The following is a 24,689-nucleotide window of genomic DNA, read 5'->3' as shown; positions in this document are numbered from 1 at the left end:
CGCGCATCCACATCCCGAGATCATCAATCGAGTTTCCTTGACTGTCGTCATGTCAGCGGCATACTGACCTCGGCGTCGGACGCCGCTGGGGTGTCCGGCGCGGACCGAAGGGAAACCACGAGCATGCAGGATTCGCCTCCCGATGTGATCGTCTCGACATCGCACGGCGCCATCCGGGGCACCGCGCACGGAAATTCCTTCGCCTTCAAGGGCGTTCCCTATGCCGCGGCGCCGATCGGCACGCGGCGCTTCGGCCCGCCGCTGCCCCCGGAGCCCTGGATCGGGGTTCGCGACGCCCGGGCGTACGGGCCGGCCGCACCGCAGAACCACGACGCCGTCCTGGAACGGATGTTCGGCCACCCTCCGTTCGTTCGGGACGAGGCGGAGTGTCTGAATCTGAACGTGTGGACGCCCGGCCTTGATGCCGCGCGGCGACCGGTGATGGTGTGGCTGCACGGCGGGGCCTTCCTCACCGGCAGCGGAAGCGACCCGGTGTTCGACGGAGCCCGTCTGGCGAAACGACACGACGTGGTGGTGGTCACCCTCAACTACCGCCTCGGCGCGTTCGGTTTCCTCTACCTCGGCGAGCTGCTCGGCGAGGGCTACCGGCACTCCGGAAACCTCGGCCTGCTCGACCAGCGCGCCGCGCTCGCCTGGGTCCGCGACAACATCGCGCGCCTGGGCGGCGACCCCGGCAACGTGACCCTGTTCGGCCAGTCGGCCGGCGCCTGGAGCATCGCCGCCCACCTGGCCGCCTCCGGGTCCGGCGGCCTGTTCCACAAGGCGATCCTGCAGAGCGGCAGCGGCGAGGGCACACACGACACCGCCTCGGCGGCCGAGGTGACCCGCGAGGTACTCGCCGAGCTGGGGATCGGTCCCGCCCGGGCGCGTCGAATCCTGGACGTCCCGACCGCGGACCTGCTCCGCGCCCAGGACGCGGTGAGCCGGGCGCGGTGGGCGAGGAGCGAGAGTGTGGCCCTGGCGTTCGGGCCGGTCGTGGACGGCCTGACGCTGACCGGGACGCCGCTGGCGCGGATCCGCGACGGCGCGGGCGCCGACATCCCGCTGATCCTGGGCGCCAACGCCGACGAGGGTCGGATGTTCACCGTGCTCGACCCGTCCGCGAGCGAGGTGCCGCCGGCGGCGCTCGCGCCCCTGTTCGCCGCGGCCTACGGCGCGCCGGAGCCGGCCTTGGCGGCCTTCCGCGGTGTCGAACCGGACACCTCGCCGCCGGGCCTGGTCTCCGCGCTGATCGGGGACCGGGCGTTCCGGGCCCCGACCCGGCGACTGGCCGAGGCGCGGGCCGGCCTCGGCGGCGCAGGCGTGTGGCGATACCGGTTCTGCTGGCCCTCGACCGCGCTCGACGGCCGGCTCGGCGCCTGCCATTCGCTCGAACTGCCTTTCGTCTTCGACAACTTGGCACTCGACGGGGTCGAGCGGTTCACCGGCGCACGGCCACCGCAGGAACTCGTGGACACCCTCGGCCGGGCCTGGGCGGCGTTCGCCCGGGACGGCGATCCGGGGCTGTGGCCGGCGTACGACCGGGTGCACCGGCACACCATGACCTTCGATCACGCCTCGCGTGTCGAGCAGGATCCGGACCGGGCGCTGCGGCTGCTCGACGACGTCGCCGAGGCGCACTGAACGCGCGGACGGGCACCGAGGTCATCGACGAGCCGACACACCATCTATCGCGTCTCATTGACTGTCGTCCAAATTTCAAGATACTGGGGCCTCGGCCTTCACGCCGACGCTCCACCGCGACAGTCCACCTTCCCCATGTTCGCCGCGCACCGGACCGGCCCACCCCAAGCCCTCCGCGCCGGCGCTCCACGACAGTCCGCGTTCCGCCGCGCAGCGAGCCGGCCCACCCCCGCCGCCCACGCCCGGCGCTCCACGACAGCGGCACGTTTCGCCGCGTTCGCCGCGGATCGAGCCGCCGGCCCACCCCGAGCCGCGGCCGTATCCGTACCCGTCCACGCCGGCGTTCCGGCCGGTCCACGTTTTTCGACACGTCTCGACGGTGACGCACGTCGAGGACAGGAGGATGTCCATGGGCATGATCGTCAAGACCACCGGCGGTGAGGTCGAAGGCGTGGTCTCGACCGCGCCGACCGTATTCAAGGGAATCCCGTTCGCGTCCCCTCCCGAGGGGCCGCTGCGCTTCCAGGCGCCGAGCGCGCCGCCGAAGTGGGCGGGCGTTCGTCCCGCACGCGAGTTCGGCGCGGCGCCGCCGCAGCTTCCCCTGGTGCCCGGCTCGCCCAGGGTGTGGCTGCCCGAGGACGGAATGGACTGCCTGAGCGTCAATGTCTGGACGCCGGGCGGCGCGGGCGACGGTTTGCCCGTCATGGTGTGGATCCACGGCGGCGGCTGGAAGTCCGGGCACTCCGGTGACCCGGCCCACGACGGCGCGGTGCTCGCGCGCGGCGGCGTCGTGCTGGTCACCTTCAACTACCGGGTGGGCTTCGAGGGGTTCGGCCACGTTCCCGGCGCTCCCGCCAATCGCGGTTTCCTCGACCAGATCGCGGCGCTGACCTGGGTCCGGGACAACATCGCCGGGTTCGGCGGCGACCCGGACAACGTCACCGTCTTCGGCGAGTCCGGCGGTGGCGCCTCGATCGCGGCCCTGATGAGCGCGCCCGCGGCGCACGGCCTGTTCCGCCGCGCCATCGTGCAGAGTCTGGCCGGCCGCTACATCCCGCAGGAGGAGGCGCGGCGGATCTCGACCCTGATCACCGACGCGGCGGGCGTGGACCCGGACCATCTCGCCGACGTGCCGCCCGAGGTCCTGCTGGCCGTCCAGGACGTCCCGCTCGCGGCGATGGAGGCGGATCCGGCCGCGTGGAGCACCCCGGAGGCGATCACCGCGTTCTCGCCGACGATCGACGGGGTCACGGTGGTGGACAAGCCGTGGCTCGCGCTCGCCTCGGGGGTCGCCCGCGACATCGACCTGATCTCCGGGTACACCCGCGACGAGTTCACTCTGTGGTCGCTGCAGCAGGGCGCGATCAGGCCCACCGTGCTCGGCATGGCCAAGTCGCTGCCGCAGCTCCTGGCGATGGCGCGCAGCCGACCGCCGCGGGACAAGGCGGCGCCCAAGCCCGCGCGCCGCTCGACCGACCCGGCCGAGACCGCGAGGCTGCTGGGCCTGGACGCCGACGCGCCGGCGGTCTATCGGGCGGCGATGTCCGGGCGCGGCGACGGCGAGGTGTACACCGCGATGTATTCCGACTCGCTGTTCCGGATGCCGTCGACCTGGTTGGCGCAGGCGCACGCGGCCGCCGGCGGTCGCGCCTTCCTGTACGAATTCGCTTGGCCCTGCCCGGTGTTGGGCGGCGTCCTGGGGGCCGTCCACACGCTCGACGTGCCGGCGACGTTCGGGCACGCCAGGGGCGAGCTCGGCGGGTTCCTGTTCGGCGGCAAGCAGCCGCCGGCGAGTTTCTTCCAGGTCTCCGCGGCGCTTCGCTCCGCGTGGATCTCGTTCGCGACCACCGGCGATCCCGGCTGGCCGCGATTCACCGCGACGGACGCGTCGACCCGGGTCTGGGACGTCGAGCCCACCGTGGTCGTGGACCCGCTGGCCGCCTCGCGCCGCCTCTGGCGGGTTCGGTCGGAACTGTAATCTCGCTCGTATGCAGTAAATCTAGCGGTGGTCAAAATTCCGCAGTACGATTCCGTTGATCGCTGAATCGAATCAGCTTCCACGGTGAATTGATGGTGATCCGACGCGGTGCTCCGCCACCGCGCAGTCGAGGGACCGGCGCGATCCGCTTTCGTCCCGCTCGCCGCACGATCTCGAAACCTGCCCACGGCGCCGGACGGTGCCCGCCTTCTGCCCGTCCGGCGACCGCGGGCAGCCGGGGTCGGCCACCCGCCGACGGGGCCGACCACCGGCCGACCACCCTCCAGGCCCGGGCCCGGCACAGGCCGAGCACAGGCCGCTCGAAGGCCGAGCACCGACCGACCACAGGCCGAGCACCGGCCGACCACCCTCTTCAACGCTCCCGGTGACGGCAATGGCGCCGCCCGCTCCCCGCGCCCGACGGGCTACACCCCACCCCATGAGGTGAGCGCATGGCAGTACTCCGAACAGTGGCCGGCCGGCTGCTGTCCTCGATCCCTCTGTTGTTCGCGGTCTCCGCCCTCACGTTCGTCCTGGTTTCCCTGGTGCCCGGGGACCCCGCGCGGACCATCGTCGGCCAACACGCGACCGAAGCGCAGTACCACACCGTTCGCGACCAACTGGGCCTGGACCAGCCGCTGCCCGTGCAGTACTGGCACTGGCTGAAGGGGGTCGCGCGCGGCGACCTGGGATCCTCGCTGTTCAGCGGCGAGCCGGTCACCGCGATCCTGGGCAGCCGGCTCCCGGTCTCGCTGTCGCTGATCCTGGCGGGCACCGCGCTGTCCGGAATCGTCGGCGTCGCGCTCGGCGTGCTCAGCGCGCGACGCGGTGGGGCGCTGGTCCGGGCCGTCGACGTGTTGTCGCTGCTCGGACTCGCCGTCCCGGCGTTCTGGCTGGCCCTGGTCCTGATCGCCGGACTGGCGGTGAAACTGGCCTGGTTCCCGGTCACCGGCTACGTGCCCCTGGCCGAGGACCCCTTCGAATGGGCCCGTTCACTGGCACTGCCCGTGCTGTCGCTGTCCCTGGGCGCGGTCGCGATCATCGCGAAACAGACCCGGGACTCCGTACTGGACGTCTCCGGCAAGGACTTCATCCGGGTCATGGAGGCGAACGGCTTCGCGCCGCGATCGATCCTGTACCGCCACGTGTTGCGCAGCGCGGCCATGCCGGTGGTGACCGTCCTGGGCGTCGTCCTGGTCAACCTGCTCGCCGGCACCGTCTTCGTCGAGACCGTGTTCGCGATGCCGGGCCTGGGCGGCGTGATCCAACAGGCCACCGTGCAGCACGACATCCCGCTCATCCAGGGCACCGTCCTGTACATCACCCTGCTCGTGGTGCTGGTCAACCTGCTCGTCGACCTCGCCTACAGCCGGCTCGACCCGAGGGTGCGTGCGGCATGAACGAGCCGACCACAGAGGCGACTTCCGGGTCGGTGACCTCCGGCGCCGCGACCTCCCCGGTCGCGACCTCCGCCGCCGCGGCTTCCAACCCCGAGGCTTCCAACCCCGTGGCTTCCGAAGCGACTTCCAAGGCGACTTCCCATGCGACTTCCGACCCCGCGACTTCCGACCAGGTGACTTCCCACCCGGCTGCCGCCGACTCCGGGACGTCCGACCCCACGACCCCCGGGCCCGGCCGGCACACGCCCGCCGAACCGGTGCGCGCCGGTCTCGCCCGTCGCGTGCTCCGCCGACCCGTCGCGGTGTTCGCGCTGGGATGGCTGGTACTGCTGACCCTCGCCACCACCGGCGCGTCGGCGGTCACCACGTACGGGCCGCTCGAACAGGACCTCGGCAGCGTCCTGTCGGGCCCTTCCGGGGCACACCTGCTCGGCACCGACGGCCTCGGCCGCGACCTGCTCAGCCGGCTGTTGTTCGGCGGCCGGTCCACCCTGCTCGCCGTCGCCGAGGCACTCGTGGTCCACCTGTTCCTCGGGGTGACCCTCGGCTTGCTCGCCGGCTACCTCGGCGGACGCGTGGACCGGCTGATCACCTGGACCGCCGACCTGATGTTCGCACTGCCCGGGATCATCATCGTGCTGGTGGTGCTGTCGGTCTTCCCCGGCAACCTGCACGCCGCGATGATCACCTTCGGGGTGCTCGGCAGTCCCGGACTCGTCCGCATCCTGCGCTCGCAAACCCTGGGCATCCGCGAGGAGTTGTACGTCGACGCGGCCAAGGTGGCGGGCCTGTCCCACCCGCGGATCCTGGCACGGCACATCCTGCCCCGAATGGCGAGCATCGTCATCGTCCAGGCCGCGCTGTTCGCCGCGATCGTGGTCACCATCCAGGCCGGGCTCGGCTTCCTCGGGCTCGGGGCACAGCCGCCCGACCCCTCGTGGGGCGGCCTGGTCTCCGACGCCTCCCAAGCCATCGACCGCGACCCGTGGATGCTCGTCCCCGCCGGCGTCCCCATGGTCGTCACCGTCGTCGCGCTCGCCCTGCTCGGCGACGCGGTGCGCGACGCGGCCGTGGAGAACTGGTCGGTCCGGCAGGGCTCCGGTGCGACGCGGCGGGAGAGGGCGCAACGCCCGGTCCCGGGGAGCACCACCGGCGCGCCGGATCCGACGGCGCTGCTGTCGGTGCGGGACCTGTCGATCGAGATCGGCGGCGTACTCGTCGTGCACGGGCTCAGCCTCGACGTCCAACCGGGGGAAACCCTGGGAGTGGTCGGCGAATCCGGCTGCGGCAAGTCGGTCACCTCGCTCGGCATCCTGGGCATGGTCCCCGGCGGCGGCCGGATCAGCGCCGGCAGCGTGGTCTTCGACGGGATCGAACTCGTGGACGCGCCCGAGGCGTTGGCGAGCGTGCGCGGATCCGGCATCGCCTACGTCTCCCAGGAACCCATGGTCGCCCTGGACCCCACCTACCCCGTGGGCCGACAACTCGCCGAGGCGGTACGCCGACACCGTCGGTGCGACCGCGCCGCCGCCCGGCGGCGCGTGCGCGAACTCCTGGACCTGGTGAACCTGCCGAACCCGGAAGCGGTGGCCCGGCGTTACCCCCACCAGCTCTCCGGCGGCATGGCCCAGCGGGTGGCCATCGCACTGGCCCTGGCCGGCGAACCCCGGCTGCTGATCGCGGACGAACCGACCACCGCGTTGGACGTCACCGTCCAGGCGGAGATCCTCGATCTGTTGCGCACCCTCCAGGCCGAGACCGGGATGGCCGTACTCATCGTCACGCACGACTGGGGTGTGGTCGCCGACCTGTGTCGACGCGCGGTGGTCATGTACGCCGGCCAGGTCGTCGAACAGGCCGTCGTGGACGCCATGTTCGACGTACCGCTGCATCCCTACACCGCCGGACTGATGGCGGCCAACCCCCACCACGCGGGCGCCCGCGGACCGCTCCCGACCATCCCCGGGTCGGTCCCGGCGCCCGGAAACCGGCCGCACGGCTGCGCGTTCGCCGCACGCTGCCCGCGCGTGACCGACGCGTGCACGCGCGAACCGGTGGCCCTGGTCGAACCGGCACCCGAGCGACTCACCCGCTGCGTGCATGCCGAACACCTGCTCACGGAGGGATCCCGCCGATGACACCACCCCTCGTCCTCGACATCCGCGACCTGGCGGTCGAGTTCCGCCAGGGCCGACGGACACCTCCACTGCGCGCGGTGGACGGCGTCTCGCTGAGCATCCGCGAAGGCGAGACCGTCGGCCTGGTCGGCGAATCCGGCTCCGGCAAGTCCACCATCGGGCGCGCCGTCCTGGGCCTGAACCCGATCCACTCCGGTCGGGTGCACTTCCAGGGCACGGACATCACACACGCCGCCCGCGCCACGCGCCGCGACCTGGCCGACCGCCTGCAGGTGGTCTTCCAGGACCCGTACTCCTCGCTCAACCCCGCCCGGACCATCGGCCGGACCCTGGCCGAACCGCTGGTGGCGCGGCGGCGGTCGGATCGGGCGGCGATCGCCGAGCGCGTCGCGACGATGCTCGAACGGGTCGGCATGCCGGCCGACACCGCCGACCGCTACCCGGGACAGTTCTCCGGCGGGCAGCGCCAGCGGATCGCGATCGCCCGGGCCCTGATGATCTCGCCGCGGCTGGTGATCTGCGACGAACCGGTCAGCGCGCTCGACCTGTCGATCCAGGCCCAGGTGATGAACCTTCTGGGGGACCTGCAAAGGGAGTTCGCGCTCAGCTATCTCCTCATCGCGCACGACCTGCCCGTGGTCCGGCACCTGTCCCACCGCATCATCGTGCTCTACCGCGGCCGGGTGATGGAATCGGGCACCGCCGACGAGGTCTACTCCGACCCCGTCCACCCCTATACGCGGACCCTGCTCGCCGCCGTGCCGGTGCCCGACCCGCGCGCACAACGCGCCCGCAGGCGGCACCGCGTCGCGGCCGAGCCGCCCCGCCCGCCCTCGGCGGCCGGCTGCGTCTTCGCGCACCGCTGCGCGCACACGGTGGACATCTGCCACACCGTCCGCCCCGAACCGCTGCCCCTCCCGGGCCCGTCGGGCACGCACACGGCCGCGTGCCACCGCAGTGCGGAACTGCACCCCCATCCCGTCGCCGTGAACCGTTCGGCGAAGCAGCAGCCGGTTCCCACCGGTCACCACGTGAGAGAGGGATCGTCTTGCGAAGACTCCGAATAGCCCATGCGGTAGCGGCCGTTGCCGCACTCGTGTTGGTCGCCGCCGGTTGTGGCGGCTCGTCTACGGGCAGTTCCGGCGGCAAGGGCGACACGCTCACCCTCGTCTCGCTCGGCCCGCCGGCCAGCCTGGACCCGGCCAAAGCCAATGTCGGCTCCGACAACTGGTTCGTGAACCTGACCTACGACACGCTTCTTCGACTCGACCCGAACGGCAGGACCCAACCCGCGCTGGCCACCGAATGGGGCTATGTCGGGACCGGCAACACCGACTTCGAGTTCAAGCTGCGCGAGGGTGTGACGTTCGCGGACGGCACGCCGCTCACCGCCGAGGCGGTCGCCGCGTCGCTGAACTACACCCGCAAGAACGGGCTCAACGTCTCCTGGTTGTCGTCGATCGAGTCGATCACCGCGACCGGCCCGTTGAGCGTGCGCATCCACTGCGCGACCCCGAACCCGGTGCTGCCCCGGCTCCTGGACCACGTGTCCCTGGTCGGTTCGGTGATCAGCCCGGCCGGCCTCGCGGACCCCGCGAAGATGGGTACCGCCTCGTTCGGCGCCGGCCCCTACGTCCTCGACGCGGGCCGCACGGTGTCGGGCGACCACTACACGTACACGCCCAACGCCCGGTACTGGGACAAGAGCAGGATCCACTGGAAGACGGTGGTCATCAAGGTCATCCCCAACCCCAACTCCGCGCTCCAGACGGTCAAGACCGGCCAGGCCGACGTGCTGAACATCACCGCCGGCCAGGTCGCCACCGCCAGGTCAGGCGGCCTGGAGATCAGCAACACACCCCTGTTCACCCTCGGCGTCGACCTGGTCGACCGGGCCGGCACGGTGGCTCCCCCGCTCAAGGACGTCCGGGTCCGACAGGCGCTCAACCACGCCGTCGACCGCGAGTCGATCACCAAGGCCCTGGTCCAGCAGTACGGACAACCCACCACCCAGGTCGCCCTGCCCGGAGCCGACGGCTTCTCGGCGGAGCTCGATCGGCGCTATCCGTACGACCCGGCGAAGGCCAAGCAGTTGCTGACCGAGGCCGGCTACCCCAACGGCTTCTCCTTCGACATGGAGACCACGAACCTGCTCGGCATGGACCTGGCCACCCAGGCCGTGGTCGAGCAATGGAAACAGATCGGCGTCAACGCCAAGGTCACCACCGACACCAGCGTCGGCCAGTGGCTCGCCAACGCCACCTCCAAGAAGTTCCCCGTGCTCGCCTTCGGCTACGGCGCGGCGCCCACCTATCTGATGTCGCTGGACTGGCTGCTGCCGCACGCCACCGCGTTCAACCCGTTCGCCTCCGAGGACCCCGAACTCACCCGCCGACTGACCGAGGCCGCCGCGGCGCCCGCCGACCGACAGGGGGCGCGATACGAGGAGGTACTGCGCTACGTCGTCGACCAGGGTTGGTTCGTGTCCGTGATGCGGATGGACGGCATCTACGCGTTCAACGGCAAGAAGCTCTCCGGCTTCACCTCCGCCCCCAATTACCTGCCGGACGTCGCGTGGGTGGTCGCACCCCGGTAGGCGGTCGCCCGTGGCGTCGCGAGACGCCACGGGCTTCCGACCACGGTCCGCAGGACGTGGGACGGGACGGTCGGGTCGGGTCGGGTTCAGGCGTCGACACCCTCGCCGGCGCCGGCGCGCTTCGGCAGGAGCCCGGCATCGGACACCGGTCCGAGGTGGCCGAGCTTGTCGGGATTGACCACCGAGTGGATCGCCCGGACCACGCCGTCGACGATGTCCAACTCGACCACACTGGCCACCCGTTCCTCGGCGTCGTACATCACCACCCCCGGCCGGCCGTTGACCCATGCCGGTCGGACGGAGACGCCGAGCATCCGAACCCGACGGAATCCGCCGACGAGCAACTGTGCGACACGCCCCGGCTCGGTCTGCGGCCGGCCGATCGCCTGCGCCTTGCCGCCGCCGTCCCCATGGAACACCACGTCCGGTGCGAGCATGCCGAGCAGCGCGTCCATGTCGCCGCCGTCGGCGGCCTCGAAGAACCTGCGGGCCAGTTCCTGGCCTTCGGCCCGCCGCGCCGGGGCCGGGGCGCTGTCCCGCACCCGCCCCGCGGCGGCGATGCGCTGCCGGGCGCGCGTGAAGATCTGCCGGCAGTTCACTTCGGTCTTACCGGTCGCCGTCGCCACATCCGGGTAGCCGTACCCGAACACCTCGCGCAGCATGAACACCGCTCGCTCCACCGGCGAGAGGGACTCCAACAACACGAGGAACGCCATCGACAGCGAGTCGGCCAACTCGGCGTGCTCGGCCGGGCCCGGCCCGTCGGCGGGCGTGACGACCGGCTCGGGCAGCCATTCCCCCACGTACGTCTCCCGCCGCACCCGCGCCGAACCCAGGTGGTTGATGCCCAGCCGCGTCACCGCTGTCGTCAGATACGGCTTCGGCTCGACGATCGTGGTTCCCGCCCGGCGCGCCCGGGTCAGGCCGAGGAAGGCGTCCTGCACGATGTCCTCGGCGTCGCCGACGGAACCGGTCATCCCGTAGGCGATGGAGAACAGCAGCGGGCGGTACCGGGCCACGTCCGCCTCGTCGACCGACCCGGACATCGATTCCCGTTCGCCGACCGGCGTCTCGCGACTCATCACCACGCCCCTCACTCGACGGCGCTTCCGATCGCGCGCGACGTCGGGCAGGCTATCCGTGGCCGTCCGGCCCGATGATCATGACGTACGCGGCACGATCGCCCGCGGCGCCACGACCCGGGGTCGAGGCCGGATGCCGGCGCCGGCCGTCCGGCCTCGACCCCGGGCGGGTCGCGTGGCGCTCACCAGGCAACGGGGCCGAGGCGGTCGGTGAAGGTCCCGGTCGGGCCGTCGGCGTCGAGCAGCGCGAGCCTGACGATCGAATCGGTGCCCTCGGTGACCGTCAGCTCGCCGGTGTGGCGATTCATGTCGGTGGCGGCGAACTTGCGATTGGCGACCTCTCCGGGAGTGGCGACATTGAACTTGATCCCCGGGAGTGCCTGCGCGTATCGCACGGTGAGCATGTTCAGCGCCGCCTTCGACGAGCTGTAGGCCAGCTCGTGCATCTTCGAGACGGGCTGGGCCGGATCGGTCACGACCGAGAAGGCACCACCGCCGCTGGACACCATGACCACCCGCGGCTGTTCCGCCGCCCGCAGCAGGGGAAGGAACGCGTGGGTGACCCTGATCGGTCCGTAGACGTTGGTGTCGTAGACCGAGTGGATTTCCTCGACCGTCGCGTCCGCGGGCGTGATGCCCCTCCCTGACGCGCCGGCGTTGTTGATCAACACGTCGAGCCGGTCGGTGTGCTCTCGAACGAGTCGTACGGCCGCGGCCACCGACTCGTCCGAGGTCACGTCCAGCGGGACCATGACCACCTTCGCGCCGCCGTCGGTCAGCGTCTCGGCGGCTGCCCGCCCCCGGCCCTCGTCACGCGAGCCGAGAAAGATCGTCCAACCCAGTTCGCCGAGGCGCCGAGCCGCCTCGAAGCCGAGTCCCTTGTTGGCGCCGGTGATCAACACTGTGGTCTGTTCCGAGTTCGTCATGGCCTCTAGGACATCCCTCTCCCATCGGCTGTGACACATCCGGGCCACTTGTGACCGGCCTCACAATCACCCGTCGCGGCCGGCGGTACCGGCTGCGCCCGCGTCACGGCGCGTCGACGCCGAGCGGGTCCCGGTTGCGTCGGACGAAGTCGGCCGGGTCGAGGGTGCCGCCCAGGCGGGGCGTCAGTCCCACCTCGGCGACCCGCCGGAAGTCGGGGGCCGTCGCGGCACCCTGCGCGAGGGCGCCGGCCGGTGGTTCGCCGATCGTGTGGGTGAGATCGGCGAGGTTGGAACGGGCGGCGAGGTCGGGTTCGGTCGGCCAGGCCCCGATGACGACTCCGGCGCAGCGTACGTCTCGCGCGGCCAACGCCTCCAAGGTCAGCGTGGTGTCGTTGAGCGTGCCCAATCCGGCCGCGGTGACCACGAGCACCGGCGCACGCAGTTCCTTCGCCAGGTCCGCCACCGTCCAATCGCCGAAGCGCACCAGCAGCCCTCCGGCCCCCTCGACCAGCACCAGGTCGCGCAGCGCGCCCAGTTCGCCGATCGACGCCGCGACATCGTCCAGTGCCGGTGCCGGGCGGCCCGCACGGCGGGCGGCGGCCTCGGGCGAGAGCGCGTCGCGGTAGCGGGCCATCTCGTGCAGATCGTCGGCGCCGGACAGGCGACGCACCTCGGCCGGATCGCCCGGTTCGTCGGGCGTGACTCCGGTCTGGGCGGGCTTGACCACCGCGACCGACCTGCGCCGCGCCAGTGCCATCGCGGCAACGGCCGCGGTGGTGACGGTCTTGCCGACGCCGGTCCCGGTTCCGGACACGATCACGATTCCTTCGAGCACGACGAATTCCCTTGCTGTGGTCGGTGGTTCCCGGCCCTGCCGGGCATGCCCCGCTCCGACCGAGCCTTGCGGGCGCAGTCCGCGCGGCACCCGTGCCCGGCAGTCTCTCCGAGCCCGGCCCTCCCCCACAGCGGCGCGATGCGACAAGAACGACGCCCTGACGTTGTCCGCGGGTCACCACAACGCGCGGACTCGCGCGGGGCGTTGCCTTGCTGCGAAGTACGCTCGCCCGTGCCGCAGCTTGGGCGGGATCGCGGCTTGCGCGGATCGCGGCTTCCCGGGCCACGCGAACCAGCGCGGGACGGCCCTGCCCGGGGGCGGCGTTGCCCGGGGCGGCCCGCGGTAGGCGCGCCCCTGCCCCGGACGCGAACTCGCGGGAGGTCGGCTCCCCGGGAGGCGTGCAGCGAACGGAAGCCGGCCCGGAGCCGGTTGGCCGACTCCTGCTCGGGGCCGACTCCAGCTCGGGGCCGTCTTCGTCCAGGCGGATCAGGGGCCGCAAGGCCGGATCGGCGTCCTCCACCGGCAGCCGGCCACCCGGTCGCGGGCGACGCCCCGAGGCCGCCGCCGCGAACCGCGTGGACGGAGTCGGCGTCGACGCGGAAGGGCCTCGTGGACGACCCGCGATCAGGCGCGCGGCCCCAGGAACAGGCCACCGCTCGCGTCGATGACCTGTCCGGTGATCCAGCGCGCCGCGTCGGAGGCGAGGAACACGACCACGTCGGCGACGTCGTCGGGACCGCCCAGCCGGTCGAGTGCCGTGCTCGCGGCGATGAGTTCGGCCAGGCCCGGCGCCTCGAAGACCGATGTGTTGCTCGCGGTGCGAGTGGCGCCGGGAGCAACCGCGTTCACCGTGATTCCGCGGGTCCCGAGTTCGTTGGCCAGCGTCTTGCTCATCGTCTCGACGGCGCCCTTCGTCATCGCGAAGGACGTCTGGCCGGGGTTGGCCATCCGGGTCGCCACCGACGAGATCGTGACGATGCGCCCACCGTCGCGGAGCAGCGGCAGTGCTCGCTGGATGATGAAGTACGGCGCGCGCACGTTCACCGCGAAGAGGTGGTCGAACTCGGCCCGCGTCGTGACTCCCATCGGGCCGGCGGGCGGGGCCGCCGCGTTGTTGACGAGGATGTCCAGCGGCCGTCCGGCCAGGCCCGCCTCGACTCCCGCGAACAGCGTCTCGACGTCGTCGTCGGCACCCAGCGCCGCTCCCACGGCGAACGCGGTCCCGCCGCCACGCTCGATCTCGTCGACCGTCGCCGTCGCGCCGTCCTCGTCCGTGCCGAAATGTACGGCGACCGCCACCCCCTTCGCGGCCAGCCGGGCCGCGATCGCCCGCCCGATGCCGCGCGACGCGCCGGTCACCAGAGCCGTTTTTCCGGTCAAATCAGTCATATCGCCCACCCCATGATGTCAGTCACTACCGATTGGAGAGTTTCTACCTACTTGATAATCACTACCGATCTGGTAGTCACTACCAGTCAGGTAGGGTCTACCATATGGTCGACCAGCACTCAACCCTGCGAGCGCAACGACGAGCCGAGACCCAGCGCACGATCCAGGCGCATGCGGTACGGCTGTTCACCGAGCGCGGATACGACGCCACGACCATGACCGACGTAGCCGAAGCCGCGGGCGTGTCGCCGATGACCGTGTATCGGCACTTCCCCACCAAGGAAGACCTCGTGCTCGCCGACCGGCACGGCCGGCTCGTCGCCGAACGGATCCTCGCGTCGCCCGCCGCACAACCCCTGGTCCGCCGCATCGGCACCGCACTCGTCGAGTCGGCCTCGACGTTGACCGGTCGCGGCGAAGGAGACGATCCGTCGGCGAACAGGCAGTTCCTGCTCGCCCGCCTCCGGCTCATGATCTCGACGCCTGCCCTGCGCGCCAGGCACTTGGACAACCACTACGCGCTCCAGCAGGCGATCGTCGACGCCCTCGGGGACGAGGCCGGCGATCCCGACGCGGCGTTTCAGGCCCAGGCGGCGGCCGGCGCCTGCCTGGCCGCCATGCACACGGCACTGGTGCGCTGGGCCGAGGACGACGGACGCACCGAACTGCCCGATCTGATCGCGAAGGCACTCGCCGCCGCCTTCGGCAACGACATCGTCGGGACCGACCGGGGCGCGTGAGAAGGACTCTCCAAGCGCATACTCCCGGGCACAAAGCCGCGCACGCGGCACACGGCCATCGCGCCGGTCATCGGCGTCCCTGTCCGTCCGGCGCGCTCAGGACCGCGATCGTCTTGCCGCCGCGGCCCGTTCGGCGGGCGGCCCCGCCCACACCGGACTCGGGCTCCGCCTCACCCGGACTCGGACCCGGGTTCGAGCCCGGGCTCGGGCCCGGCCACGGCCCCGGACCCGAACGTGGACCCGAACGTGGACGCGGACGTGGACGCTGACGCGGACGTGGACGCGGACTGTACGAGCACGCGCCGAAGCCAGCGCAAACGCGCGTCGCGGGCGTCCCGGCTCAGCGCCGCCCCCGGCACGAACGTGTCGAATCCGTGGAAGGCCCCGGGCCACACGTGCAGTTCGGCTTGCCCACCCGCCTGCCAGATCGCGTTGGCGTAGGCCACGTCCTCGTCCCGAAACGTCTCGGCCGACCCGACCTCGATGTAGGCCGGGGGCAGCCCGGACAGATCCGTGGCCCGGGCGGGCGCCGCGTAGGGCGACAGGTCCGCGGCGCCGTAGCGGTCGCCCAACAACGCCTGCCACGCGGTCGCGTTGGAGGTTCGGTCCCAGGTGTCGACGCCGGCCATCTGGTGACTGGAGAAGGTGTCGTTGCGGTCGTCGAGCATCGGGGACAGCAGCAGTTGCCCGATCGGCGTGGGCCCGCCCCGGTCGCGGTTGAGCAGGGCGAGTGCCGCGGCGAGTCCGCCGCCGGCACTCTTTCCCCCGATGACGACGCGGCTCGTGTCGATGCCCAGTTCGGCCGCGTGCGCGGCCACCCGGACGAACCCGGCGTGGCAGTCCTCCACCGGGGCGAGGTACCGCGCCCGTGGTGCCAACGGGTACTCGACGGAGACGACGGCCAGTTCCAGCGGGAGCGCCCATTCCCGAAGCAACCGCGGCAGTACGGACCACGCGTTGCCCGTGATCATGCCGCCGCCGTGCATGTAGTACAGGAGCGGCAGCGGCCCGGCGATCCCCGCGGGTCGCGCACTCACGAGCGTGACGTCCCGTCCGCCCGACGCCCCGGGCACACGCAGCTCCTCCACCTCGAACCGACCGTCGGCTCGGAGGTCCCCAACCGTCGGCCTGGGTCGGGTCGCGGCATCCCGCTCCTGTCGGGCGGCGAGGTTCTCCGGGGTGAACGGCTGCCTGTCCTCGTCCCCGAAGGCGGCCTGCGCCGCGCTCGGTTCGGGGTCGAAAGGGGGCGCGTCCCAAGCCGTCGAAACGGGTCCGGGCTCCACCGGCATGCCGGCCCCCACGCTCACGACAGGCCATCCCGCCGGGCGAACGCACACCGGTAGCCGGCGCGGCCCGACCACACGCCCTCAACGGCAACTCCGTGCAGGAAGAACGCTCGCGCGATGTCCATGCGACGTAGTCAATCATCGATGGTCTCGCCGCCTCGGGACGAGGGCGGTGAGTCAGGGCATCCGTGCGGGGATGAACCGCGCGGCCCGCGCGGGGTGTTCGTCTGTTACTCCGCCGACCGGGTGAGAACACGACGTCTCCGGTCCGATATTCGGAGAACCCCGATCGTGTGCTTGTATATGCCACCGGAAGTGCCGCGGATCATCGAATGAGAGCGAACCGCGAAGACGGCGCAATTCGCAAAGGGCGATCTCGATTTGATACTGCTCGATTGTTGTCGGAATCGGCTCGGATTCGGCTCGGTATCGGCGCGAAGTCGTCTCGCTATCGGGCCGGACTCGGCACGCACTTGGTTCGCACTCGACGCAGACCCGGTTCGCGCTCGGTTCGCGCTCGGTTCGCGCTCGTTTCCCATTCGACATCGACACGTGATCACCGATCGCCCGTCCCCGGCGTATCCGCACGCGGCCGAGCCCCCGCCTTCGGGTGGGAACTCGGCCGGGTGTTCTCGGGCTTGCGTGGGGCACCAGGGCGTGTTGTACGTTCGTACTCCCGTATGCTCCGCCGCCTCCCGGGCGGTGCCTTGGCGCGGCGGTTCGGCCGGGGCCGAGGGTGCCCGTGGTTCTGTCCGTACTTTCACTACGGACAGCATCCACCACGGGTACCCGAGGCCGGCGACCGAACCGGTCCGGTTCGTCCGCGCACGTGCGTCGTGTTCGACCACGCACGCGTCCCGTTCGACCACGCACGCGCGTCCGGTTCGTTCGGATCGCGATCGGACCGGGAGTCGGTCAGATCGGGAAGCCGGTCGGAGCCGGGGACGCCTTGAGGGTGCAGGTGACGGTCAGCCCGGGCGGCGTGATCGTCATGACGATGCTGCTCGGCGCACTGGGGATGCCCACACTGGCCGCCTTTTGCAGGACGATGCTGGTGTGCACGCCCGCGCTGATCGCCGTGGGGTTGGCCAGGCCGCTCTGGTTGCCGGTCAGTGTCCCCGTGATGCCACCCGCCGGGATGGCGGTCGGCACCCAGTAGGTGATGCTGGCGGTCAGCGTGAGCAGGTTGGTCGCGCTGCGGTTGAACGTGGCGCCGACCGAACCGCCGTAGATGCCACAGTCGTAGGTCGCCTTGCCGGTACCCGCCGCGGAGGCCGGGGTGACCATGGCGGCGGCGGCGCCGATCGCGCACACCCCCGCGATGGCCGCGCTTCTGATCTTCGACATGAGAGGTAGTCCCTTCCGCATCGACCTCGAAGCGCGGGACTGCGCAACGCACACGTGGCCCCGAGCGCCGAACGTGATGCAGTGATTGCCATTCGTGAGAACCGGGCCGGGCAGCCCGGACGTAGCCGTGCGGTCGCGTATCCTGCCGGCCGTTCGGCGAATGCGACAAGGCAAAGCTCCCTAAGGATCGCCCGCAGGTCAAGACCCTTCGAGAGGAAACCGTAACGACGGTGAAATCCGGGCGTCGGTGAATGATCTTGGATTTGAGACCGCGTGCGGAGTCGACACGTGTCACCTGAATCGGCTGTTCGCCGCTATTGATTTCCGAGCGATTTGCGTACAGATTCCCCAGCATCATTGGACCTTCGCATGCCGCCCCGCATCCGACGGATGTCGTTCGCGCGTGGCCCGGAGCCGGGACGACTTGCGGAAGCGATCTCCCACTCGTCCCCGGCGGGTGGGGGTCAGTTCACGAAGGAGCACGGTTTTGGGGTTACGAAGATTGATTCCCCACAGGGCCACGGCCGTCGTGGTGACGGGGATGCTGGGAATGGCGGGGATCGCGGCACTGGCGCCGGCCGCGCATGCCGCGCCCATCGAGTACACGTCGCAGTGCGTGAACCAGACACTGCCGGACCTTCCGATCGACCCGTCGCAGACCAAGGTCGACATCTCCGTGGACCCGGTCAAACCCGCGTACAAGGTGGGCGAGACGATCACGGTGAACTGGAAGTGGCTGTCGTACGGCATCGTGCCGCCGAACACGCCGATCGTGACCAAGGTGGAGAAGGACTCGACACTGCCCAAGGGCAGGATCGGGTTGTCGGGTGCGCAGACCCGGGAGATGGACCTCGAGGGTGAACGCAAGAATCCCGAGACCCCGCTCGGTCAGGAGTTGATCGTCACCGACATGAAGGGCACCGTCACCCTCACCGACGCCGGGACCGTGAACCTGACACCGCTTCAGCACTCGACGTGGACGAAGGCGTTCGGCTTCGACTCCGAGACCCGGTGCCTGCCCACGACCGCGGTGCCGGTGGGTGCGTCGATCACGGTGGAGCCGGGTGAGGTGGAGTTGCCGGTTCTCCAGGCACCGGACGGTGACGTCTACTCGGGTTCGACCATCACGCTCACCGGCAGCAGGTTCGCGCCGAACGGCACTCCGCAGGTCGCGCTGTGCGACGCGAACGGCAGCGGATGCGATGCGAGCAGGTTCCTGATGAACACGCTCGCCATCGACGCCCAGGGCAACCTGACCGGGACCGCGATGTTGTACCCGTTCGGCATCGACGACGGACGATACGTCGTGCGCGTCTCCGACGGATCCAAGGAGGCGACGGACACCCTCTCCATCAAGGCGTTCGTGCCGGGGCAACGAGTGCTCACGGCCGACAGGACGTCGGGCCCGGTGGGCACCGTGGTCAAGCTGGAGGGCCACGACTGGGTTCCCAACTACGAGATCCAGATCAGCGGTGTGGACGCGGACGGGAACATCTCCGACGTCCCGATCGGTGTCATGACCTCTCCCGACGGCAGGTTCGCCGCCGAGTACGTGATCGGAGCCGCCGAGGACGCCGCGATCCGCGCCGTCGCGGGCTTCGAGGACGAGGGCATGTCGGTGCCGTTCACGGTGACCGACGGCGGCGGCGGCCTGGAGCAGTCGCTCACCGGCACGATCACCCCCGGCGGCCTGACGATGACCCAGACCGCGGCGGGGATCGACTTCGGTACGACCACCCTCAACGGCCGGGTGCAGACCATGCACGCGGCGTTGAACCGGGTGACCGTGGTCGACGCGCGCGGCAGCGAACTCGGTTGGCAGTTGACCGGGTCGGTGTCCGACCTCACGTCGGACCGGGGCACCATCCCGGCCGCCAACGTGGCCTGGACGCCGTCCTGCGCGGCGACCCAGGGAAGCCCGTCCACGGTGTCCTCGGGATCGACCGGCCCGATCGGGTCCGGCGCGACCCTGTGCACGCAGGCCCCGGGCGCCGGCCCGACCGGCGGCACCTTCACCGCGGACGCCGCCCTGGCGCTGACCGTACCGGCGTACGCGGCAACGGGTACCTATGGCGGGACGATCACGCTGACCCTGTCGTGACCGACCCGGCTCGCCTCTCGCTCTCGCGCGAGGTCGCGTGACCGGTCCCGGCGCATCGTCCGGCCCCGTCCGATCGGACGGGACACCCGGTGCGCCGGGGCCTTCGCACGCCGCCCGGGCCACGACACGCCGCGCCGCGAACCGGTGGGCGCCGACGACGACTTCCCGAGGCCGTGTGGGCACGGGTCCGTCCGGGGTGCAGCGGTCGAGCGGTCAATAGGCCGGCGCCGAACGCCGCTTCGGCGGCGCCGAGGCCGCCGGGACCCGCGCGCGGGCGGTGCCGGTGACGGGTCCGGCGGCGGGCGCGGCGCGCGGTGCGGGGTCGGTGACCGCTGTCGCCGAGGGTCTGCCGGGAAGTCCCGCCGCGGTGCAGGCGGCGGCGAGGGCCGCCGCCGCGGCCAGGGCGAAGACGATCAGGTAGGCGTGCAAGGTGGGGTACGCGGTGCCGTGCACGTCGGTGGTGAACTGTGCCAGGACGGCCACCACCGTGGTGCTGCACACGCTTTGGCCCATCGTGCGCATCAGGACGTTGAGACCGGTCGCGGAGGCGGTCTGCTCCTGCGGCACCGCCTGGAGGACGAGGGTGGGCAGCGCGGAGTACACCAGTCCGGTGCCGACCGAGCACAGGGTCGCGCCCAGGACGATGGTCCACAGGGTGCCGCTGGTGAAGATCCGGAACACGTACGCGCCGGCGATCACCAGGGATCCCGCCAGGAGCGTCCATCGGCCACCGCGGGCGGCCGAGAGTCGCGCGGAGACGGAGGACATGCAGACCATGACGAATCCTCCGGGCACCAGGCACAGGCTCGCGGTCAGCGCCGACGCGCCCAGGCCGTACCCGGTCGAGGTGGGCGCCTGGACGAGCTGCGCGGTGGCCAACCAGTTCGCGTAGAACGCGAAGCCGGTGAGCAGGGCGGCGGTGTGCGGCAGCGCCACGGTACGGCGTCCGGCCAACCGCAGGTCCACCAGCGGTTCGCGGGCCCGCAGTTGGCGCCAGACCCACAGGCCCAGGGCCACCACGCCGGTGGCCGCCGACACGGCCACGGGCATGCTGCCCCAGCCCCAGACGGCGCCCTTGGACAGCGCCAGCAACAGCGCCACCAGGCCCACCGACAGCAGCACCGCGCCCACGACGTCGAAGCGGCCGCGCGTACGCACCGGGGAGTCCGGGACCACCCACCACGACGCGCACGCGGTCAGCGCGCCCAGCACGGTGGTCACCCAGAACAGCGCGTGCCAGTCGGCGTGTTCGACCACCACCGAGGCCAGCGGCAGGCCCAGCGCCGCGCCGATGCCGACGGTGGAGCTCATGAGCGCGACGGAGGATCCGATCCGGTGCCCCGCGAGTTCGTCGCGCAGGATGCTGGTGGCCAGCGGCACCACCGCGGCGGCGGCGCCCTGCATCGCACGGGCGGCGATGAGCACCCGGATGTCGGACGTGAGCGCGCACAGCGCCGACCCGATGGTCATCGTCACCAGTGCGCCGATCAGCACCGGGCGTTTTCCGTACATGTCCCCGGCCCGCCCCAGGACCGGGTTGAGCACCGCGCCGGTCACCAGGGTCGCGGTGAGCATCCAGCTCACCGTCGAGGGCGAGGAACCCGTCGCGCGAGGCAGGTCCGGCAGCATGGGCACCACGACGGTCTGCATCAGCGCCATCAGGACGCCACCGAACGCGAGCACCGGCACCAGCAGCCGCTGCCGCAATCGCACCCCGAGAGCGGTCGGGCCCGGCCCGGGTTCAGCCTCGGGCGCGGCCTCGGGCGCGGCCTCGGGCGCGGCCTCGGGCCCGGTCGGGGGCGCCGCGGAATGGTCACGGGGTTGTTCCATGGTGCTCCTGAGACTCGGCGAGCCGCGCCCGTCATCGATCGACTATCGATCACAGTCACGCATGTACCGTGCACGTGATCAAGAGTCGCCACCCAGGAATCTGACGCTCCGTCAGATGACTTGTCTCACACACGCCGGCCGTGGATCGGCGCCGCCCCGGGGGCACCGTGGAGGGCGCAGGACTCCGCTGCCGCTGCGACGGTGCCGCACGCGGCTGGGGCGTCGCGCACAGGGCAGGGGGCACGAGACGCGGATCGTTGCACTCGCCCGGTGCTGCTCGCCGTACCGCCGCCCGGAAACCCGGTTGCCCACGATCGGGCGTACGCCGGAGGATTTCGACATGCCCGAGGCCACGTCCGACAGTTCCGTGTGGATTCCCTACCCCAAGATCTCCGCGAAGGCGCGGCTCGGGATGGCCGGGGGTCGGGAGTGGCTCGCACAGGAGAAGGTGCACGGGGCGCACTTCGCGGTGGTGTGCGACGACTCCGGCGTCCGCCCCGCGAAGCGGCGCGAACTGCTGTCCGACGACCTGCTCGACGACTTCTTCGGCGTCAGCAGGATCTGGCCGGGGTTGTCCGTGGCCGCCGCGCGATTCGCCGCCGCGCTGCGCGGTGTGTGGGGCGACGCGGCCGTGGTGACCATCTACGGTGAACTGGCCGGCGGGCACTACCCGCATCCGGACGTTCCCGCGGACTCCGCGGTCGAGCCGGTGCAGACCGGCGTCTGGTACACACCGGACCTGCACTGGTTGTTGTTCGACACGACGGTCGAGACCGAGGGCGGGCGTTGCTGGATCTCCGACCGTGCCCTGCGCGACGCCGCCGCCGACGCCGGGCTGCGCTGCGTACCGACCCTCGCGCACGGCTCGCTCAACTCGCTTCGGCGGTTGCCGTGCGCGTATCCCAGCCTGGTTCCGGGCCTGTTCGGGCTGCCCGCACTCGTGGACAACCTCGCCGAGGGGTACGTGCTCAAGCCCGCCGGGGACTGGTGGGAGCACGGCGGCACCGGCACGAATGCCTCCTCCGCCCGCCCGGTGGCCAAGGTCAAACAGGACGGTTTCGCCGAGGACGAGCGCTTCGCCGGTTCCCGCCCGTACCTCGCCCCGCCCGAGGGCGCGGCCGGCGTACCCGCGTGGCTCCTGGTCCGGGCGGCGGCCCTGCTCACCCCCACCCGCGCGGCCGCGGCGGTGAGCAAACTCGGGCCGCGTGCCCCCGCCGACGCCGTGGCGGAGGAGATCACCCGCGACGTGGCGGAGGAGATCGCCGACGCGGTGGGCGGCCTGCCCGACGCCCACCTTCGCGCCCTGACCCACGCGCTCGAACCGGGGGCACGCGCGCTCACCCGCTTCGACGCCGACGAACGCCGAGCCGCAAGCTCTCGGCGCCGGCGGCCGTAGCCGTCGCGCCATACGGGACGGATGCCCGGATCCGAGACGGACACCGCGATAGTGGAGCCGCGATACCGGATCCGAGACGGACACCGCGATACCGGATCCGAGACCGACACCGCGATAGTGGAGCCGTTCGACGCATTCGATCCATCCGGTCGCACGTCGACCCGCACGACGGCTCGGCTTGTCGCGGGACATCCGACCGACCGACTCATCCCAGGAGGGAACATGACCCACCCCGAGGCTCCGAAGACACCGCCGGTACGTCAACTACGCCTGGTCGTCGAGGCGGACGACTTCGAGGCTGCCCTGGCCTTCTACCGTGACGCCCTCGGCCTGCCCGAGCAGGCGGCCTTCTCCGGGGACGGCGGCGCCCGCGTCGCGATCCTCGACGCGGGCCGCGCCACGCTGGAGATCGCGAACCCACAGCAGAAGCGCATGATCGACGACGTCGAAGTCGGCCGTCAGGTCGCACCCAGGATCCGCATCGCCTTCGAGGTCGACGACACCCACACCGCGACGAACCACCTCATCGCCGCGGGCGCCACCCAGATCGCACCCCCCACCCGCACGCCCTGGAATTCCCTGAACTCCAGACTCGACGCCCCCGCCGACCTCCACATCTCCCTCTTCCAAGAACTCACCGACCCCAACCACCAGCCCGCGTCCGGCGCCCCCCAACCGACGGAACCCACCCCGCCCCGCACCGACTCCTGACCCCACCCGCAACCACATCGCCGCCGACCCGACCACCGAACCCGCCCGGCGAATGTGCGGATGTGCGGATGGATGTACGGATGTACGGATGTACGCGTGTCCGCATGTCCGCACCGCGCCTCCAGCGCGACGTGATGCCCGCCGGCGCGAGCCGACCATCCTCGAGTGCCGGTGGGACGGCGGGCGGGTCCGGGAGGGCGGGGTCGTTGAGTGGGGGTAAACGATGGGGTGGGGATCGGGCGTTGATCGGCGACGTCACAGGCGTGAAGGTTGAGGTGTTGGCATACCACCTCGGGAGCAGTCGACATGAGCCTGGAAATCGTCGAATCCGCACACCCTCACCCACCCACGCCCTCCGGCGGCGACCCGTACCGACCCGACGCGTTCGCGGACGCGGCGCTGCGCAGCGTGGAGCGGGTGTACCTGGCCGCCGTACGGCTGACCGGTGATCGGGACGCGGCGGTGGATCTCGTCCTGGACACCTACGCACACACGTACCGAAGCCATCTGGAAGGCAGTCCGAGCGCCCCCGCCACCTTGCCGCCGGAACCGTGGTTCAGTGCCTGGCTGCTCCTGGTCCAGTACGAGCTCTGGTCGGCAAGCGGCAAGGGAGCGGCGGCCGGGAGTCGATGACCCCGGCCGCACGGGGCTTGGGCGAGGACCGGGTCACGCCCGGGTTCGCGTGCGGTCGCGTGCGACGGGATCAGGTGCGGCCCTCGTCGTTCTGGGCCTGCCGCAGAATCGTCGAGGCGGGCATCCAGTCGGCCCGGACCACGTGGAATCCCGCGGCCTCGTAGGCGTCGCAGACCTGGGCGTCGTCGTCGACGACCATGGCAACGGTCCGGCCCCGCGCCAGTTTGCGCAACAATTCGGGCTTGGCGACACGGGCCGCACGGCGGTCCCGGTCGGCGCGCATCACCAGCCGGCCGGAGGGCAGGCCGTGCCGGTCCAGCCAAGCCACGGTGTCGCGGCGGCAGCGCTCCGGGCGACCGGTGACGTACACCACCTCGTGTGCCTCGGCGCTGTCCCTCGCGAGCGCGACCCCCTCCGCGAGCGGCGCGTCGTGCGCCGCCGCCGCGAAGAACGCCGCCCAGTCACGGGGCGGCGACTCGACGAGGTGCAGCCGGTGACGGGTGTCGGCCACGGTGCCGTCCAGGTCGAACACCGCCAACGGGCGGGATATCACAAGCGCCTCCAAGGCATTCCGACTCGGCCGGGGAGTCTACGCCGAGCCCGGCACCGGCGTGCCGGCGCGCCGGTCGGCTCCCGGAAACCCGAGTGCGTCCCCTC

General features: G+C 71.4%; 19 protein-coding genes. 11 read left to right on the top strand and 8 right to left on the bottom strand.

Annotated elements, in window-relative coordinates; translation table 11 throughout:
* Window positions 1-123: 123 nt before the first annotated feature.
* The 6 genes from ACWCPW_RS12400 to ACWCPW_RS12375 all read left to right on the top strand — a co-directional run bounded on the left by ACWCPW_RS12400 (window position 124) and on the right by ACWCPW_RS12375 (window position 9,756).
* Window positions 124-1,644, top strand: coding sequence for a carboxylesterase/lipase family protein (locus ACWCPW_RS12400; protein WP_449761508.1), 1,521 nt, complete (start codon window positions 124-126; stop codon window positions 1,642-1,644).
* 409 nt (window positions 1,645-2,053) lie between these two features.
* Window positions 2,054-3,622 carry a carboxylesterase/lipase family protein gene (locus ACWCPW_RS12395; protein WP_449761507.1) on the top strand — a complete coding sequence of 523 codons (1,569 nt, stop codon included), beginning with the start codon at window positions 2,054-2,056 and terminating at the stop codon, window positions 3,620-3,622.
* Window positions 3,623-4,074: 452 nt separating this feature from the next.
* The gene (locus ACWCPW_RS12390; protein ID WP_449761506.1) at window positions 4,075-5,022 is read left to right on the top strand and encodes an ABC transporter permease; all 948 of its coding nucleotides are present in this window, start codon (window positions 4,075-4,077) and stop codon (window positions 5,020-5,022) included.
* A 173-nt stretch (window positions 5,023-5,195) separates the two neighbouring features.
* The gene (locus ACWCPW_RS12385) at window positions 5,196-7,160 is read left to right on the top strand and encodes a dipeptide/oligopeptide/nickel ABC transporter permease/ATP-binding protein (RefSeq protein ID WP_449761505.1); all 1,965 of its coding nucleotides are present in this window, start codon (window positions 5,196-5,198) and stop codon (window positions 7,158-7,160) included.
* Window positions 7,157-8,227: an ABC transporter ATP-binding protein gene (locus ACWCPW_RS12380; protein WP_449761504.1), complete on the top strand. Its 1,071-nt coding sequence runs from the start codon at window positions 7,157-7,159 to the stop codon at window positions 8,225-8,227. The genes ACWCPW_RS12385 and ACWCPW_RS12380 overlap by 4 nt, the downstream gene beginning before the upstream one ends.
* Window positions 8,209-9,756, top strand: coding sequence for an ABC transporter substrate-binding protein (locus ACWCPW_RS12375; protein ID WP_449761503.1), 1,548 nt, complete (start codon window positions 8,209-8,211; stop codon window positions 9,754-9,756). The genes ACWCPW_RS12380 and ACWCPW_RS12375 overlap by 19 nt, the downstream gene beginning before the upstream one ends.
* 86 nt (window positions 9,757-9,842) lie before the next feature.
* Here the strand turns inward: ACWCPW_RS12375 and sigJ are convergent, their stop codons facing one another.
* The 4 genes from sigJ to ACWCPW_RS12355 all read right to left on the bottom strand — a co-directional run bounded on the left by sigJ (window position 9,843) and on the right by ACWCPW_RS12355 (window position 13,988).
* On the bottom strand, window positions 9,843-10,802 hold the full coding sequence (gene sigJ / locus ACWCPW_RS12370; RefSeq protein ID WP_449761579.1) for an RNA polymerase sigma factor SigJ: 960 nt from the start codon (window positions 10,800-10,802) through the stop codon (window positions 9,843-9,845).
* Between the two features lie 218 nt (window positions 10,803-11,020).
* Window positions 11,021-11,764 carry an SDR family oxidoreductase gene (locus ACWCPW_RS12365; protein ID WP_449761502.1) on the bottom strand — a complete coding sequence of 248 codons (744 nt, stop codon included), beginning with the start codon at window positions 11,762-11,764 and terminating at the stop codon, window positions 11,021-11,023.
* 103 nt (window positions 11,765-11,867) lie between these two features.
* Entirely contained in the window at window positions 11,868-12,599 is a 732-nt protein-coding gene (bioD, locus tag ACWCPW_RS12360; protein ID WP_449761501.1) for a dethiobiotin synthase, read from the bottom strand.
* Between the two features lie 624 nt (window positions 12,600-13,223).
* Window positions 13,224-13,988 (bottom strand): SDR family NAD(P)-dependent oxidoreductase, encoded by a 765-nt coding sequence (locus ACWCPW_RS12355; protein ID WP_449761500.1) that lies wholly within the window; start codon window positions 13,986-13,988, stop codon window positions 13,224-13,226.
* A gap of 104 nt (window positions 13,989-14,092) precedes the next feature.
* On the opposite strand from ACWCPW_RS12355, the gene ACWCPW_RS12350 reads away from it, so the two are divergent.
* A complete protein-coding gene (locus ACWCPW_RS12350) occupies window positions 14,093-14,728 on the top strand; it encodes a TetR/AcrR family transcriptional regulator (protein WP_449761499.1) in 636 nt (211 codons plus the stop codon).
* A gap of 170 nt (window positions 14,729-14,898) precedes the next feature.
* On the opposite strand, the gene ACWCPW_RS12345 is transcribed toward ACWCPW_RS12350, so the two are convergent.
* On the bottom strand, window positions 14,899-16,017 hold the full coding sequence (locus tag ACWCPW_RS12345) for an alpha/beta hydrolase (RefSeq protein ID WP_449761578.1): 1,119 nt from the start codon (window positions 16,015-16,017) through the stop codon (window positions 14,899-14,901).
* Between the two features lie 912 nt (window positions 16,018-16,929).
* On the bottom strand, window positions 16,930-17,361 hold the full coding sequence (locus tag ACWCPW_RS12340; RefSeq protein WP_449761498.1) for a hypothetical protein: 432 nt from the start codon (window positions 17,359-17,361) through the stop codon (window positions 16,930-16,932).
* A 541-nt stretch (window positions 17,362-17,902) separates the two neighbouring features.
* Between ACWCPW_RS12340 and ACWCPW_RS12335 the strand changes: the two genes are divergently transcribed.
* A complete protein-coding gene (locus ACWCPW_RS12335; protein WP_449761497.1) occupies window positions 17,903-19,462 on the top strand; it encodes a hypothetical protein in 1,560 nt (519 codons plus the stop codon).
* 213 nt (window positions 19,463-19,675) lie between these two features.
* Here ACWCPW_RS12335 and ACWCPW_RS12330 read toward each other — a convergent pair whose 3' ends face one another.
* On the bottom strand, window positions 19,676-21,292 hold the full coding sequence (locus ACWCPW_RS12330; protein ID WP_449761496.1) for an MFS transporter: 1,617 nt from the start codon (window positions 21,290-21,292) through the stop codon (window positions 19,676-19,678).
* Window positions 21,293-21,632: 340 nt separating this feature from the next.
* Between ACWCPW_RS12330 and ACWCPW_RS12325 the strand changes: the two genes are divergently transcribed.
* From ACWCPW_RS12325 to ACWCPW_RS12315, 3 genes are all read left to right on the top strand, one after another.
* Complete coding sequence (locus ACWCPW_RS12325) at window positions 21,633-22,688, top strand: RNA ligase family protein (RefSeq protein WP_449761495.1); 1,056 nt, start codon at window positions 21,633-21,635, stop codon at window positions 22,686-22,688.
* Between the two features lie 222 nt (window positions 22,689-22,910).
* The gene (locus ACWCPW_RS12320) at window positions 22,911-23,399 is read left to right on the top strand and encodes a VOC family protein (protein WP_449761494.1); all 489 of its coding nucleotides are present in this window, start codon (window positions 22,911-22,913) and stop codon (window positions 23,397-23,399) included.
* A 306-nt stretch (window positions 23,400-23,705) separates the two neighbouring features.
* Complete coding sequence (locus ACWCPW_RS12315; RefSeq protein WP_449761493.1) at window positions 23,706-24,032, top strand: hypothetical protein; 327 nt, start codon at window positions 23,706-23,708, stop codon at window positions 24,030-24,032.
* Window positions 24,033-24,102: 70 nt separating this feature from the next.
* Here the strand turns inward: ACWCPW_RS12315 and ACWCPW_RS12310 are convergent, their stop codons facing one another.
* Complete coding sequence (locus ACWCPW_RS12310) at window positions 24,103-24,585, bottom strand: phosphatase domain-containing protein (protein ID WP_449761492.1); 483 nt, start codon at window positions 24,583-24,585, stop codon at window positions 24,103-24,105.
* Window positions 24,586-24,689: the final 104 nt, after the last annotated feature.

The organism is Embleya sp. NPDC001921, assembly GCF_053594475.1.
Note: the sequence above shows the minus strand (reverse complement) of the source record. Positions and strands in the feature narration are given on the sequence as shown.